The sequence below is a fragment of the Limosilactobacillus reuteri genome (assembly GCF_020785355.1).
Lineage (GTDB): Bacteria > Bacillota > Bacilli > Lactobacillales > Lactobacillaceae > Limosilactobacillus > Limosilactobacillus reuteri_I.
This window is the reverse complement of the sequence record NZ_JAJGVH010000079.1, coordinates 1-14,161: the sequence shown is the minus strand read 5'-3', so window position 1 is coordinate 14,161 and position 14,161 is coordinate 1. Positions and strand designations below refer to the sequence as shown.

14 protein-coding genes are annotated in these 14,161 nt (G+C 39.1%); 11 read left to right on the top strand and 3 right to left on the bottom strand.

Features of this window, described 5'->3' with window-relative positions; translation table 11 throughout:
- Positions 1–139: 139 nt before the first annotated feature.
- Positions 140–1,369, bottom strand: coding sequence for an IS110 family RNA-guided transposase (locus LMB56_RS07795; RefSeq protein WP_229282092.1), 1,230 nt, complete (start codon positions 1,367–1,369; stop codon positions 140–142).
- A 363-nt stretch (positions 1,370–1,732) separates the two neighbouring features.
- Here LMB56_RS07795 and LMB56_RS07790 point away from each other — a divergent pair, with 363 nt between their 5' ends.
- From LMB56_RS07790 to LMB56_RS07780, 3 genes are read left to right on the top strand one after another with little or no spacing between them, the layout of a single operon-like run.
- Positions 1,733–2,116, top strand: a complete 384-nt coding sequence (locus tag LMB56_RS07790; RefSeq protein ID WP_003664355.1) for a GntR family transcriptional regulator — start codon at positions 1,733–1,735, stop codon at positions 2,114–2,116.
- On the top strand, positions 2,094–2,960 hold the full coding sequence (locus tag LMB56_RS07785) for an ATP-binding cassette domain-containing protein (protein ID WP_229283538.1): 867 nt from the start codon (positions 2,094–2,096) through the stop codon (positions 2,958–2,960). The genes LMB56_RS07790 and LMB56_RS07785 overlap by 23 nt, the downstream gene beginning before the upstream one ends.
- The gene (locus LMB56_RS07780) at positions 2,960–3,646 is read left to right on the top strand and encodes a hypothetical protein (RefSeq protein ID WP_229283537.1); all 687 of its coding nucleotides are present in this window, start codon (positions 2,960–2,962) and stop codon (positions 3,644–3,646) included. Before LMB56_RS07785 ends, LMB56_RS07780 begins: the two co-directional genes overlap by 1 nt.
- Positions 3,647–3,703: 57 nt before the next feature.
- Here LMB56_RS07780 and LMB56_RS07775 read toward each other — a convergent pair whose 3' ends face one another.
- Positions 3,704–4,429 (bottom strand): MucBP domain-containing protein, encoded by a 726-nt coding sequence (locus LMB56_RS07775; RefSeq protein WP_229283536.1) that lies wholly within the window; start codon positions 4,427–4,429, stop codon positions 3,704–3,706.
- 149 nt (positions 4,430–4,578) lie between these two features.
- Between LMB56_RS07775 and LMB56_RS07770 the strand changes: the two genes are divergently transcribed.
- A complete protein-coding gene (locus tag LMB56_RS07770; protein WP_035155275.1) occupies positions 4,579–5,187 on the top strand; it encodes an ECF transporter S component in 609 nt (202 codons plus the stop codon).
- A gap of 50 nt (positions 5,188–5,237) precedes the next feature.
- Here LMB56_RS07770 and LMB56_RS07765 read toward each other — a convergent pair whose 3' ends face one another.
- Entirely contained in the window at positions 5,238–7,442 is a 2,205-nt protein-coding gene (locus LMB56_RS07765) for an ATP-dependent Clp protease ATP-binding subunit (RefSeq protein WP_085650050.1), read from the bottom strand.
- Between the two features lie 277 nt (positions 7,443–7,719).
- Between LMB56_RS07765 and LMB56_RS07760 the strand changes: the two genes are divergently transcribed.
- From LMB56_RS07760 to LMB56_RS07730, 7 genes are all read left to right on the top strand, one after another.
- Positions 7,720–7,905 carry a hypothetical protein gene (locus tag LMB56_RS07760; RefSeq protein WP_003674706.1) on the top strand — a complete coding sequence of 62 codons (186 nt, stop codon included), beginning with the start codon at positions 7,720–7,722 and terminating at the stop codon, positions 7,903–7,905.
- A 121-nt stretch (positions 7,906–8,026) separates the two neighbouring features.
- Positions 8,027–8,293 (top strand): phosphocarrier protein HPr, encoded by a 267-nt coding sequence (locus tag LMB56_RS07755; protein WP_003664342.1) that lies wholly within the window; start codon positions 8,027–8,029, stop codon positions 8,291–8,293.
- The gene (gene ptsP / locus LMB56_RS07750; RefSeq protein WP_229283535.1) at positions 8,293–10,023 is read left to right on the top strand and encodes a phosphoenolpyruvate--protein phosphotransferase; all 1,731 of its coding nucleotides are present in this window, start codon (positions 8,293–8,295) and stop codon (positions 10,021–10,023) included. The genes LMB56_RS07755 and ptsP overlap by 1 nt, the downstream gene beginning before the upstream one ends.
- 233 nt (positions 10,024–10,256) lie before the next feature.
- Positions 10,257–11,474 carry a glycosyltransferase family 4 protein gene (locus LMB56_RS07745; protein ID WP_229283534.1) on the top strand — a complete coding sequence of 406 codons (1,218 nt, stop codon included), beginning with the start codon at positions 10,257–10,259 and terminating at the stop codon, positions 11,472–11,474.
- A gap of 2 nt (positions 11,475–11,476) precedes the next feature.
- Positions 11,477–12,505 carry a glycosyltransferase family 4 protein gene (locus LMB56_RS07740; RefSeq protein ID WP_011953518.1) on the top strand — a complete coding sequence of 343 codons (1,029 nt, stop codon included), beginning with the start codon at positions 11,477–11,479 and terminating at the stop codon, positions 12,503–12,505.
- Positions 12,505–13,518, top strand: a complete 1,014-nt coding sequence (locus LMB56_RS07735; RefSeq protein WP_085680000.1) for a lysylphosphatidylglycerol synthase transmembrane domain-containing protein — start codon at positions 12,505–12,507, stop codon at positions 13,516–13,518. The genes LMB56_RS07740 and LMB56_RS07735 overlap by 1 nt, the downstream gene beginning before the upstream one ends.
- Before the next feature lie 56 nt (positions 13,519–13,574).
- On the top strand, positions 13,575–13,823 hold the full coding sequence (locus tag LMB56_RS07730; RefSeq protein WP_003664336.1) for a YkuJ family protein: 249 nt from the start codon (positions 13,575–13,577) through the stop codon (positions 13,821–13,823).
- Positions 13,824–14,161: the final 338 nt, after the last annotated feature.

Below are 14,161 nucleotides of genomic sequence, written 5' to 3'. Positions count from 1 at the left end.
AGTCATGTGGTAATAAGTCAAGATAAAATTATCACTGACAAACTTGTTTTGACCAGATTTTTGACGCACTTAAATAAGCCTTGATCCCAAGGTGTTTTAAAAGCTAAGCGTCGAGAATCAGTTTATCTTCCTATACCAATTACCTCTTTTCCTGATAGATTTGATGATTTTTGAGTAGGAAGAAAATCACCCTAATAAGTTTACGTGCGGTAAGGACGAGAGCGCGTTTTGATGGGGTATGCTTTACTTCTTGATATTTACGCCGATAATATTCACCAAAAACTGGATCTTGGATTCTAACTCTGTTGGCAGCTTCAACCAAATAGTATCTAAGATAAGCATTACCAGTTCTCTTGAGCGGAGTATTATCACTAGCGTAAGCTCCGGACTGCTTTTCTCGCCAGGAAAGCCCAGCATATTTAGCCAATTTAGCTTCATTATCAAATCGTTCGATTTGACCAATTTCAGCTAAAATACCAGCAGCGTATACTGGTCCAATTCCGGGAATGGAGCGCAAAATCTGTTCTTCATCAGTTACTTGAACTACTTTCTCAATTGCTTTGTCGAGGTCTTTAATCATCTTCTGAAAAGCTTTAATTTCCTCGGCATAAACGGAGAGAACTGTATCAACTGAATTAGCAATTACTTTGTCTAAACGATAAGAAGCACGAACTGCCTTTTGAATTATTTTCGCCAAGGCTTCAGGGTTCGCGAAGCGACCCCGGCCGTGTTCATTCAGATAATCGGCTAAATCAGTAATCGAAAGATTAAGTAAGTCATCAGTAGTCATATCTTCAGTTAGCAGACTCATCATCGTTGAACCAAAGATAGAAGTATTCAGTTCATCAGAAATTACTAATTTATTGAGCTTGTAGTATAGGTTCTCAATAAAGTGTTGCTTAGCCCGAGCTAAGCTTTGAACAAGCTCATATCGGGAACGCGTTAAGCGTTGCAGGGCAATGTAGTTCTCTTGACGAACAATCCCTACTGAATAGCGTCCAACACGTAGGAAGTCAGCAATGTAAAAAGCGTCGATTTGATCATTTTTATCTTCAGCGAAGACATCATGATAGCGCTTAGTTTTCTTAGGATCGATAACCACGGATTGTGTATTGAACTTTTTAAGGTCCGAGTCTTCTTGGAAAAACATTGCTGGGTGAAAGCTGTAAATGGAAGTGGCTTCCATGCCAATCACAACTTGGTCGAGATGATTTGAATTCGCCGTATCGATAATCATGTTTTTTAATTCTGTTGCGCCTTTCAAATCATTAACAAAGTTACCATGGAAAACAACTTCAGTTGTTTCTTCAGAAATCATTGAAGTTACTAAATCTTTTGAGCTAACGTCAATACCGACAAAAAGTTTCATTGGAATGGCCTCCTTTCATTAAAATTTACTGGTCTTAATCTGATCACTGCATGATAGCCCCTAATTACAATCACTAAAAACATCCTCGCAAGTATCAGTATTCATTGGTTAGAGAGTTAAAGCTGCACCTAATCCTACTCTGAATTAGTAAACTATCTAATCGATACAGCATGTGAGTTCGAAAATCAGTAGATTGGCTGGGCGGCAGACTTCATAAGTAGTTAAAAACTACAGGAGGTATTAACCTATACCAGTTGACCAAAGCCAATGATAATTAGAGGTTATCATGCGGTGACCAGAAAACAAGTTGTAATGTAGCAAAATCCGTAAGGATATATTTATAGAATACGAGGAGGTGCACTTATGAATTTCGACTTTAATGATTCGACGCCGCTTTATCAGCAAATTGCCGACCAGCTTGAAGAGATGATTTTCTCTGGGGGCTTTGATGAAGGTTCGCAGGTACCGTCAACGACCCAGCTTTCTCAGCAATTGCATATCAATCCTGCGACAGTCCTTAAGGGGATGAATATTTTAGTTAATAAAGACCTCTTAGAAAAGCGACGTGGACTAGGGATGTTTGTAAAAAAAGGTGCACAACAAAAAATTATGGAACAACGTAAAGAAAGTTTTTATAACGACTATGTAAAGAGTTTGCTAGTTGAAGCGGGTAAGCTCGGAATTACCAAGCAGCATTTGTTAGACTTAATCGAACGAGGTGAGAATGATGGATCAATTAATAGTTAAAAACATTGTTAAAAAGTACCGACGCCAAACAGTATTGGATAATATTTCATTTACCCTAGAACCTGCTAAAATTTATGGTCTCCTTGGCCGGAATGGGGCTGGGAAGACGACTCTTCTTAATATTATGAGCAACCGGATTTTTCCAACGAGTGGGGAAGTACAAATTGGTAATGAAGATGTTAATAACAATGATGACCTCCTCAGCAAGATCTTTTTGATGAGTGAAGTTAATCTTTATCCGCGTCACATGAAGATAAGTCAAACCTTTGACTTGGCCGATGCCGCTTATAATAACTTTGACTATGACTTAGCCAACCGTCTTCTCAAGGTATTCGGCTTGAATGACCGGATGAAGATTACTAACTTATCGACTGGGCAGCGGACGGCCTCCAAGCTAATCGTCGCCTTAGCAGTCAATGCCGATTATGTTCTATTAGATGAACCGATTTTAGGTTTAGATGCTAATCACCGTGATAGCTTCTATAAAGAATTAGTTAAAACTTATCAAGAACGACCACGAACCTTTGTCTTATCAACCCACTTAATTGAAGAAATTCAACAATTAGTCGAACATGTTCTCATCATGGATCAACACCACATCATTATTAATGAGGATACAGAAGGTTTATTAGCCAAGGCTTATACAATTAGTGGTCCGGAAAAAATGGTTGATGAGTATACTGAAGGCTTAAAAGTGCTTAAAACGGAGATGCTGGGTAATATTAAGACTGCCTACTTACTTGATCACTTAGATGAACAGCGTGTGATTCCTGATCAAGTCAAGATTGGTCATTATGATTTGCAGCATTTATTCATTTACTTAACGAATGGGGGAGAATACTAATGGAAAATCAAAAAAGAAGCCTCGTTATTTCAACCATGTTTCAACAAGCGGGTCACGCTACAGGAATTGCCTTAGGTTGGGGGCTGGGAATAGCATTGATAACTTACCTATTTGGATTAATTATTTCACACAACCTTGAATCTTTCTTGGTTAGTCTCCAAGCTCTTCCAGGTATAGCTTCATCAATCTTAAACGTACTTTTAATGGCGATTTTCCTTGTAACTCCTTATACTGACTTTAAATGGGCAATTCAAAACGGTATTTCTCGTAAAACATTATGGCAAGGGCGGATTTTATCTCTTTTCCTAATGACATTAGTAGTTTGGTTTATCGCCCAACTTGTGGGCTTAATGAATACACCGTTTGATCTTGCTTCTGCTTGGCATGGTTTATTATCGTACTTCAGTCTTTCTTTAACGATGATGGCAATTGGTAATGGTTTTGCCCTATTAAACCGTCGCTGGAAATGGATTGTGGGAATTGGGCTTCCGATGGCGTGCCTAGTTTTATTGATGATGTTAGCTTATTCACTGGTTGGCTTAATCCCAGCGCTTTCTGCTAGTGGTGTCTTTAAATCAATCATAATCTCAAACGTTACTGGTTGGGTAATCTTAGTTATTTACTTAATCATCGTTTATGCTTTAGCGCGATTCTTTAATAATAAAATTCAATTACGGCGGGATTAATTAATGAATATCAAAAAGCGAAGCGGAAAGGTGAAGTTCACCAATCGCCTCGCTTTTTTATTCATCATCTTCCGGATATTCAATTTGAATGTAGTTGCTAGTAATATATTTCCTGCGACCCACTTGGTACCAGGTAATCTCATCATTATCGTTTAATTTTCCAATTAGGGTAATTGTTTCGCCGTTTGGAATCTCTGCCACTTTATTTCCATAAGGCGCATCATAAACATTGATTGACTTATTATGGAGATAATCGACTTTGGCCTGCACATTCTTCAAGGGAATTACCGTTAAATTATTAATGAGTTTTGACTTTTCTTTCCGGATATCCTGGTTGAATGGATTATCAACAACGTGCATTTGATCATACTTAATCCATTGGTCAGCGCCAATTTCGTACCAAAACTGACCATTCTTAGTCGCAACCCGGTGGAAGGATTTAACTGTAATATCAGCAGGGAGAGGGGCACCGACTGGCATTCCACCAGCTGTATCAAATACCTGTGTAGGAGCATCGAGGTGGAGGTACATTTCAATCGATTGAACCTCTCCCCAATTTTGTTTCCGATAAAAAAGGTGCACAATTCGTTGCCGCATATCAAATGTTCCCTTAGTTTCACCTTCAGTTTTTACATATCGGTAATTAGGAAATTGCTTTTGTTCAATTTGGTATTCTTGACCGATGAATCCGCGTAATAATTGCGGGACGGTAAGGTTTGCTCCTGAATCAATATCATTATAGTAAACCCAGATAGGATTTCCTGTTTTAAACTTGTCAATCATTATTAACACTCCGTAACCTTAATTCTCTATTATTATAGCGCTTTTTAGTAGCTGACACGATAAGGAACAACCATATTTCTCTTGAGAATTGCGAATAGGTGATTTTTTTATTACAATAAGCCTATTCAAATTTATTTAGGAGAAGAAAAATGGCAAAAACTCGGCACCAACAAATTAGGCACAATACGACATTAGCAATTTTTATCGCAATTATTCTCTTACAAGATTTTGTCCCATTTTTTGGCAACATTCCGCTGGGGCCGCTTAGTATTACGACCCTTCATGTAACAGTCATTATTGCGGCAATTGTGTTGGGTCCCGTTGATGGCGCAATTATTGGTGGTATTTGGGGGCTCCTGACTTGGGTGCGAGCATTTGTGGCACCAAGTAGTCCGCTTGCTCCCTTAGTTTTTGTTAACCCGCTTGTTTCCGTTGTCCCGCGCATTATGATTGGGATTTTAGCTGGCTATACTTTTATTCTTATGTGTCGTTTGATCAAAGCAAAATATATCGCCGCGGTAAGTGCTGCGATAGTAGGAGCCCTTACTAATACTGGTTTAGTATTAGGCTTTATTTATCTATTTTATCGTACTCCAGCAGTTGCGCAAACTTATGGGGTAAATGTTAATCATTTATTAATTGCTTTAGAAACCGTCATGGCGACTAATGGGCTCGCAGAATTGATATTGGCAATTATTATTGTCCCGATGGTTGCTCTTCCGGTATTGGAAGTCCGCCGTCGTTTGGAAGTAAATTGAGTGTAATAAAAAAACGAGGTTGAAAAATTCAGCCTCGTTTTTATACTCAGTTATTTTTTAGCAATTGTTGGTACTTCTTCAGTTTCTTCGACAACAATGTCACCATTATCATCAAGTTTAGCAACTAATTTATGAGCGTCACTGTGATCAAGAACGTAATCAGCAATCCGGTCTTCGATTTGTTCTTGGATTACCCGACGAAGAGGACGAGCACCCATCTTTGGATCAAAGCCCATGTCAACTAATTTTTCTTCAACATTGTTAGTGACTTCGATGTGCAAGTTCTTATCAGCAAGCATGTTATTAACATCATCAATCATTAAGTTAACGATCTTCATCAAGTCATCCTTGGAGAGGGCATTGAATTGAACGATGTCATCAAACCGGTTTAAGAATTCTGGCTTGAAGTAGTTTGTCAACTTGTCAATGATGGAATGAGTACTACCATTAGACTCAGCACCAAAACCAACGCTTGCTTCTGAATCACCAGTTCCGGCATTAGATGTCATGATAATGATTGTATCCTTGAAGCTAACAGTGCGTCCTTGAGAATCAGTTAAACGACCATCATCAAGAATTTGTAAAAACATGTGCATAACATCTGGGTGCGCCTTTTCAACTTCATCAAGTAAGATCAAGCTATAAGGGTGCCGCCGTACTTGTTCAGTCAACTGACCAGCTTCTTCGTAACCAACATAACCAGGAGCAGCCCCGATTAATTTAGAAGTAGAGGTCTTGTCCATGTATTCAGACATATCGAACCGAATCATGGCATCCTTAGAACCAAACAATTGGAGGGCAAGTTGCTTAGCGGTTTCAGTCTTACCAACCCCCGTAGGACCAACAAAGAGGAAACTACCAATTGGCCGACCAGACTTGTTCAAACCAATCCGGTTACGACGAATGGCACGGGCAACCTTATCCACTGCTTGGGTTTGACCAATAACATGTTCATCAAGCTTCTTATCAAGGTCGCGAAGTTGATTTTCTTCTTGCTTTTGCAGGTCACCAACTGGAATATTTGTCCGTTCTTCAACGATTCTCTGCATATCCTTAACGGTAACAGTTGCAGAATCTTCAGTATGGTTTTCTTCGGCTTCCTTCTTTGCCTTTTCAAGCTTAGCAACTTGATCGCGGTAGAAAGCTGCCTTTTCATAGTCTTGGTTATCAGCTGCTTGTTGCTTGTGTGCTTCAGCTGTGTGGATCTCATTTTCGATTGCGTTTGGATCCACATTTTTAAGCGTTAAGTTCTTCTTTGATCCCGCTTCATCAAGTAAGTCGATGGCTTTATCAGGCAAGTAACGGTCTTGAATGTAGCGGTCAGAAAGTTTAGCAGCTGCTACAATTGCGTCATCTGTGTATTTAACATGGTGGTAATCTTGATAACGATTTTTGATTCCGTTTAAGATGCGGATTGTTTCTTCAACGGATGGTTCATCAACTTCAACTGGTTGGAACCGCCGTGCAAGGGCTGCATCCTTTTCGATCTTCCGGTATTCATTAAGGGTAGTAGCACCAACTAATTGGAAGTCACCACGTGCAAGGGCGGGTTTAAGGACATTTCCAGCGTCCATTCCGCCTTCAGCATTTCCAGCGCCCATGATTTCGTGGATTTCGTCAATAAAGAGGATGATGTTCTTATTCTTACGAACTTCTTCCATTAATTGTTGCATCCGCTTTTCAAATTGGCCCCGAATTCCCGTACCTTGAACTAAGGAAACAACATCGAGCCGGATAATTTCCTTGTTAGCAAGCTTTTCAGGAACTTGGCCGCTAACGATTGCTTGGGCTAAGCCTTCAACAACCGCGGTCTTACCAACCCCAGCTTCACCAATCAAGACTGGGTTATTCTTGGTCCGACGGTTTAAAATTTCGATTACTCGTTTAATTTCGTTGTCGCGCCCGATGACTGGGTCAATTTTACCTTGGCGAGCGAGATCGGTAAGGTTGATCCCATATTGACCAAGGATTCCTTTTCCATTTCGTCCGCCACCTTGTCGTTGGGATTGGCCGTTCATGTTTTGACCATTAGCACCGGCAGCTTGACTTTGCATATTGTTCATTGCGTTCATGAAGTCTTCGAGGCTTCCAAAACCGAAATTATTCATTCCGTTACCTCCATTCATCATATCTGTTTGTAGATTTTGTAATTTTTGATAACAATTTTGGCAGAGGTCTATTTGAATCCGTTGTCCATTAAAATTCATTTGAAGATGAATCGTGGCTGGATTTTGATGACAGTATTGACATTGCATCTAAATTTAATACCTCCTAAATAGTTTCATCAAGAATTTTTTTGACCTTTCTTGACCATTGATTAATATTATACTTACTTTTTATCGCAAAGCAAGCTATAAAACTTAAATATTTTCTTAAATAAAGAGCGATCTTTCCCGTATAGCTAAGTTACTTAGGAATACCGAAAACAGCTCACTTTGATTTTAGCACTCTTTAGCTATGAATGCTAAAATAGAAGGGTGATCATAATTTCGTGTATAATAAGAAGATAGAATTTTATGTTGAGGTGATTGAATGGCAGAAGAAAATTTTGAACAATTGTTGGATGATTTACGAAATAAAAAGATTGATCATTTTGTAATTACCCCCGAGAATTTTCAGCAATTTCAACCGATTTTTCACTCGTATGCATATCGTTCGCAAATTGAAGGCGAAGCGCAGCGAGGCGGTAAAATTATTTATCAATTAAGAGAGCGATAAATCGCAAGATGTAGCCTTGTATTTAACGCTTACAATTGCTAAAATGTAATTATCGAGGTGTATCAGTGGTAAAGCTACTGATAATAAATTAATTATATCTGCTCGAAGGAGACTGATTAATATGGAAAAACGTGAATTTACAATTACTTCTGAAACTGGTATTCATGCTCGTCCAGCTACTATTTTGGTACAAGCTGCTTCAAAGTTTTCATCTGACATTACTCTTTCATACGAAGGTAAGAGTGTAAACTTGAAGTCAATCATGGGTGTAATGTCCCTTGGTGTTGGTCAAAACGCTAAGGTTACTATTACTGCTAATGGTGACGACGAAAAAGAAGCTTTGGACACCGTTGCTGAAACTATGAAGAAGGAAGGATTGACTGACTAATGTCTATACTACTAACCGGACTTGCCGCTAGTAGTGGTATTATGATTGCTCCGGCACATCTGTTAGTAGAGTCAGATCTATCTATAAAAAAACAGCATACAGCTGATGAGAATCATGAGGTCGCCCGGCTTCATGATTCTTTTGCGTTAAGCAAGACCGAACTTCAGCATTTATCTAAGCATGCCCATGAATTGCTAGGTCAGCGGGCAGTGACGATTATTGATACCCAGATTGCGATTTTAGACGATCCGACTTTACAAGAAAAGATTATTGACCGTATTAATAGCCATCATGATACTGCGGAGTGGGCTGTTAAACGCGTTGAAGATTATTATTTAAGTGTTTTTGAACGCAAGAACGATAATGAGTATTTATATGCGCGGGCAACCGCCTTGCGTGATGTGACCAAACGAGTCTTGAGTCACCTATTGAATGTTTCCTTACCAGATCCAGGACTTTTAGATCACCGTGCGATCTTTGTGGCTAATAATATTACGCCTACTGATACTGCTCAATTTGATAAACGATATGTTGCAGGGATTGTTACAACTAATGGGGGGCGGACTTCTCATTTTACGATTATGAGTAAGACCCTTTCGTTACCAGCTGTTGTCGGCGTCAAGAATGCCACTACGATCATTCATGATGGCGACTTGTTGATTGTTGACGGGATTCATGGCAAAGTGATTGTCAATCCAACGAATGAAGAGATTGAGCATTATCGTTTGTTAGCTGGTAAATTTATCCAGGAGCAGCAAAAGTGGGGAGCGTTAAAAGATAAGCAAACCGTGAGTGCTGATGGGCGCCGATTTGAAGTGGGAGCTAATGTCGGAACATTTGCTGACGTTATTGATGCTCAAGAAGATGGCGCCGAGGGAATTGGCCTTTTGAGAACAGAATTCCTCTATATGAGTAAGGATGAATTGCCAACAGAAGAGCAACAATTTAATGCTTACAAAAGATTTGTTTCGGCGATGAATGAACAGCGGGTAGTCGCACGAACGCTTGATATTGGTGGGGATAAAAAACTGGGGATGGTTACTCTCCCTCATGAAGATAATCCTTACCTAGGTTTTCGCGCCATTAGGATCGGGTTAGCACGCCCAGAAATATTGCGTCCTCAATTGCGGGCCCTCCTTCGTGCATCAGTTTATGGACGGTTAGCCATTATGTTTCCGATGATTGCAACGATTGAAGAATTTCAAGCAGCGCGCGCGATTCTTGATGAAGAAAAAGAAAAACTTGAACAAGCGGGTATTCAAGTTGCTAAAAATATTGAAGTTGGCATGATGTTAGAGATTCCGGCAGTTGCAGTTATGGCTGAACATTTTGCGAAGTATGTTGACTTTTTTAGCATTGGCAGTAATGACCTTATTCAATATCTATTCGCTGTTGATCGTGGGAACCAGCAAGTAGCTTACCTGTATCAAGAACTTCATCCGGCAGTTTTACGGATGGTTCGGCAGGTGATCGAAGCTGCGCATGCTGAAGGCAAATGGGTTGGCATGTGCGGAGAGATGGCTAATAATGCTTATGCAGTTCCTCTCTTAATGGCAATGGGGCTTGATGAATTTTCGATGAGCAGTAGTCAGATTTTACGCGTTCGCTCTTTAATTAACCAATTGAATACGCGCAAATTACAACCGTTAGTTCACCGGGCAATTCATGCTGAAACTGCCGCGGCGGTCCAAAAATTAGTGGAAAAGTATGTTCCGCAGGTAAAACTTTAATAAATGAAAATAACTTTCTTGATAGTTCGCACCGTCAAGAGAGTTATTTTTTATTCTCATTATTAAAAGATTTTGTAAAGAAATTTTAATCAGCCTTTCTGAGTCTTGTCACTATTAGAAGGAAGATTTAAAATAACCTAAATCTGTTTTGCGGTTCAGTGAATGCTTTAGTATAATAGCAGTTATGACTAATTATTATCTAGAAAACTTATGATGAAAAAGGAGCAGTTAGGTTGAATATTGGTATTTTTACAGATACATATTTCCCTCAGGTGAGTGGCGTGGCGACTTCGATTAAGACGCTTCGTGATGAATTGATTGCTCAGGGACATCATGTATATATTTTTACGACAACTGATCCTAAGGCGAAACATGATGACGTTGAAAATGGGATATACCGCTTTGCAAGCATTCCCTTTGTTTCGTTTTCTGATCGTCGCATTGCGGTGCGCGGCGTATTTCGGGCTATCAAGCTTGCTAAAAAGTTCCAATTAGATATAGTTCATAATCAAACTGAATTTGCGCTTGGAGTTATGGGGAAGACGGTTGCCAAGCATTTGCATATTCCCTGTCTCCATACTTACCATACGATGTATCAAGATTATCTCCACTATATTGCGAATGGCCATATTCTTAAGCCCAATGATGTTGCTCGGCTTGCTCATCTTTATTTAAAAAATATTTCTGGGATTATTGCTCCAAGTGACCGTGTTTTGGATACTTTAACCAGTTATCATGTGGAATCACCAATTCGTGTTATTCCAACTGGGATTAATTTACGGGTATATAGTAAACGCGATTCAGCAGAAGAAATAGCTAATTTAAGGGCAAAGCTAGGCTATGGGGAAGAGACCCCAGTTTTACTTTCGCTTAGTCGTTTAGCGTATGAAAAGAATATCCATTCATTAATAGAAGCAATGCCAGATATTCTTGCTTACAAGCCTGATGCACAGTTGCTGATTGTTGGGGATGGTCCCGCAAGACATACTCTGGAGCGTCAAGTTCGTGAAATGCAGCTTAATGACAATATTAGTTTTGCTGGTGAGATTTCAAATGATGAAGTTTACCATTATTACCAGATGGCAGATGTTTTTGTTTCAGCCTCCGATTCTGAATCACAAGGACTGACTTATGATGAAGCCCTTGCCTCGGATTTGCCAATCGTGGTTATGCGTAGTGAATATACTGACCAATTGATTGATGATCCAGCGATTGGCATTAGCTTTCAAAAGCGGGCCGACTTGGTTAATGGTGTCCTGTTTTACCTTAACCAACCAAAAAACTCAGAGTCAAGGTTGAGACGGCAACAAAAGCTACATGAAATCTCAGCAGAAGTCTTTGTTGAAAAGGTTGTTCAGTTCTACCAGGATTGTCAAAAAGATATGGCTGTCCATGATGAACTTAATCAAGCTGAAAAATCACATCGTCTTTTTCACCGCCCAAGGAGCTAATGATGATTAAAATAACAATGTTTTCATCTGCAGATAAGGTTGCGGGACAAGGAGTAGGAAGCGCCTATCTTGAATTAATTAACTTGTTGCGCAACCAGTGCAGTGACAAATTTGAAATTGAAATCAACCGTTATGGGAAGAGTCAGATCAGTCATTATCATACAATCGACCCTCTTTTTTACTTGTCAACATTTTCAAAAAAACGGGGCCGAAAGATTGGCTATGTGCATTTTCTTCCTGAGACGTTAGAAGGAAGTCTTACAATCCCGCAACCGTTTCGCGGGCTTTTTTATCATTATATTATTGCCTTTTATAAACGAATGGATCAGTTAGTAGTTGTAAATCCATCTTTTATCAAGCAGTTAGTAGCATACGGGATTCCTGAAAAAAAGATTGCTTATATTCCTAACTTTGTTGATAATGATCGTTTCCATCCATATTCGGCTGTTAAGCGGACTGCTCTCCGAAAAAAATATGGGATTGCTGCCGATAAATTTGTGGTATTAGGAAGCGGCCAGGTTCAAGAACGAAAAGGGGTTCCCGACTTTATCCGTCTTGCTCGCCAAAATCCGGATGTTGAGTTTTTTTGGGCTGGCGGATTCTCTTTTGGTCGTTTAACTGATGGCTATAGTGAATTAAAAAAGGTAGTAGATAATCCACCAGCTAATTTACATTTTACAGGAATCGTTTCGCGGGATAAGATTGCTGAACTGAACAATCTTGCTGACCTATTTCTTTTACCTTCATATAATGAACTATTTCCAATGTCTGTCTTGGAAGCTTTTAGCTGCGGGACACCAGTAATGTTGCGCGATCTTGACCTTTATCATTCTATTATTGAAGGGGATTACGAGCCTGCTAAAGATGTCAATGAGATGCAAATGAAGTTGACATTATTACGCAATGATCCTGCACGACTGGCACATTGGCAAAATCAGGCCCAGCGAGCTGCTAAGGAGTACTCAAAAGAACATTTGGCAGATGTTTGGACTAAGTTTTATCAGGAGCAAGCGCGAAAGGGGGATGCTTAGTGAGCAGACGAAATTGGTTAGTATTAAGCATAATGCTAATTATTGGAATTGGAATTCTCGGCTACTCATTACGTAACTCAAACATCCACCTATTGTTGCAGGACGTTTCTGCCATTAATTGGGGATGGATGCTCGTTGCACTTGGCTGTATTTGTTTATATTTAGGTTTAGAAGCGGTTGTCGTAAAGATATTTATGAATGATCGTCACGATGGCTTTACCTGGAAGGATGCATTACGATTACCATTAATTGAACAACTATTTAATGGGATTACTCCATTCTCAACAGGGGGACAGCCAGCGCAATTAGTTGCAATGATTCAATCAGGCGTTGATGGGGGATTAGCAAGTTCAGTTCTTTTAATGAAGTTTGTTGTATTCCAGGCAATGATTGTTGTTAACTTCTTGATTAGTTTGTTAATTGGCTTTCATTTTATTGCGGAGAAACTCCATGCTCTTTCGTTACTAGTAATATTTGGCTTTTTGATTCACTTAGCGGTAATTGTCGGATTGCTGATGGTGATGTACTGGTATAGTTTTACTAAGAAACTAATGAACCTCGTTATCAAACCAGCTGCCATTTTTATGAAGGCTAACCGATATGAGCACATGAAAGTTGTCCTAAATGAAAAAGTGGATACTTTTTACCAAGAGAGTCTCCGAATGAAGCAAGATTATAAGAAGCTGCTTAAGGTTTGCGTAGTAACTATTTTTCAATTATTCTTTTACTATGCAATCCCATACTTTATTATGCTTGCGCTTGGAATTGACCACATTAATTTTGTGATGGTCCTCAGCTTGCACGTGTTAATTTTTATGATTATTTCGCTTTTTCCAATTCCAGGAGGGGCGGGGGGAGCCGAGTATAGTTTTTCCGTTCTCTTTGCAAGTTTTATTCACTCAAATACAAAATTGGTTTTAGCAATGATCTTATGGCGACTACTCACATATTACTTCGGAATGTTCGCCGGAATTGTAGCTGTATTTATAAAACCTGATAAAGTAAAAAGATAGAAAAAAGGATTGTGTGCTAGCACGATCCTTTATTTGTATGAAGGAGGATTATCATTGTGAAAGAATCAGAATTATTAGTGATTATTAGACGTTTGATTGCGATGCAAAACGATGATTCAAGAGATCGGCAGAAACGGACATTTGAAAAATTTGGTATTCCATTATGTGATGTAACTTATATCCATAGTAGGGAAGAATTTATCTTTGTCCGATATCGCCCTTATGAACGTTTTCGCTTTGATGATATTGACCTAGTTGCTATTGAAGTTTTTAACTGTTTATATGACCTTGAGAATACTTTTTAATTTTTTTAGAAAAAACAGTTGACGGGGAACAAAAACCCATGTATAGTAATTATCGTTGTCAAAACAGTTAAGTGCTGTTGAGATGGTTTAACAAAAAAGTTGAAAATAGTTGTTGACATCTACTTGATGACATGATATATTAATAAAGTTACTGATTGAGTTATCGATCAAAAGGAATTCAAAATTAATTAAAATTTCTTCTTGACAAGCTAATCTAATATATGTTATAATAGTTATGTTGATTGGCTGCTTAATTAGCCAACAGGTAGACCTTTGAAAACTGAACAAAGTTTCGACGAATCAAATGTGTAGGGTCTTCAATCACGATGTGATTTGAA

Coding starts and splice junctions, on each gene's coding strand:
- LMB56_RS07775 (WP_229283536.1), bottom strand. CDS start 4,429: ATGATTGACAAGTTTAAAACAGGAAATCCTATCTGGGTTTACTATAAT.
- LMB56_RS07755 (WP_003664342.1), top strand. CDS start 8,027: ATGGAAAAACGTGAATTTACAATTACTTCTGAAACTGGTATTCATGCT.
- LMB56_RS07765 (WP_085650050.1), bottom strand. CDS start 7,442: ATGCAATGTCAATACTGTCATCAAAATCCAGCCACGATTCATCTTCAA.
- LMB56_RS07740 (WP_011953518.1), top strand. CDS start 11,477: ATGATTAAAATAACAATGTTTTCATCTGCAGATAAGGTTGCGGGACAA.
- ptsP (WP_229283535.1), top strand. CDS start 8,293: ATGTCTATACTACTAACCGGACTTGCCGCTAGTAGTGGTATTATGATT.
- LMB56_RS07780 (WP_229283537.1), top strand. CDS start 2,960: ATGGAAAATCAAAAAAGAAGCCTCGTTATTTCAACCATGTTTCAACAA.
- LMB56_RS07790 (WP_003664355.1), top strand. CDS start 1,733: ATGAATTTCGACTTTAATGATTCGACGCCGCTTTATCAGCAAATTGCC.
- LMB56_RS07785 (WP_229283538.1), top strand. CDS start 2,094: ATGATGGATCAATTAATAGTTAAAAACATTGTTAAAAAGTACCGACGC.
- LMB56_RS07795 (WP_229282092.1), bottom strand. CDS start 1,369: ATGAAACTTTTTGTCGGTATTGACGTTAGCTCAAAAGATTTAGTAACT.
- LMB56_RS07760 (WP_003674706.1), top strand. CDS start 7,720: ATGGCAGAAGAAAATTTTGAACAATTGTTGGATGATTTACGAAATAAA.
- LMB56_RS07770 (WP_035155275.1), top strand. CDS start 4,579: ATGGCAAAAACTCGGCACCAACAAATTAGGCACAATACGACATTAGCA.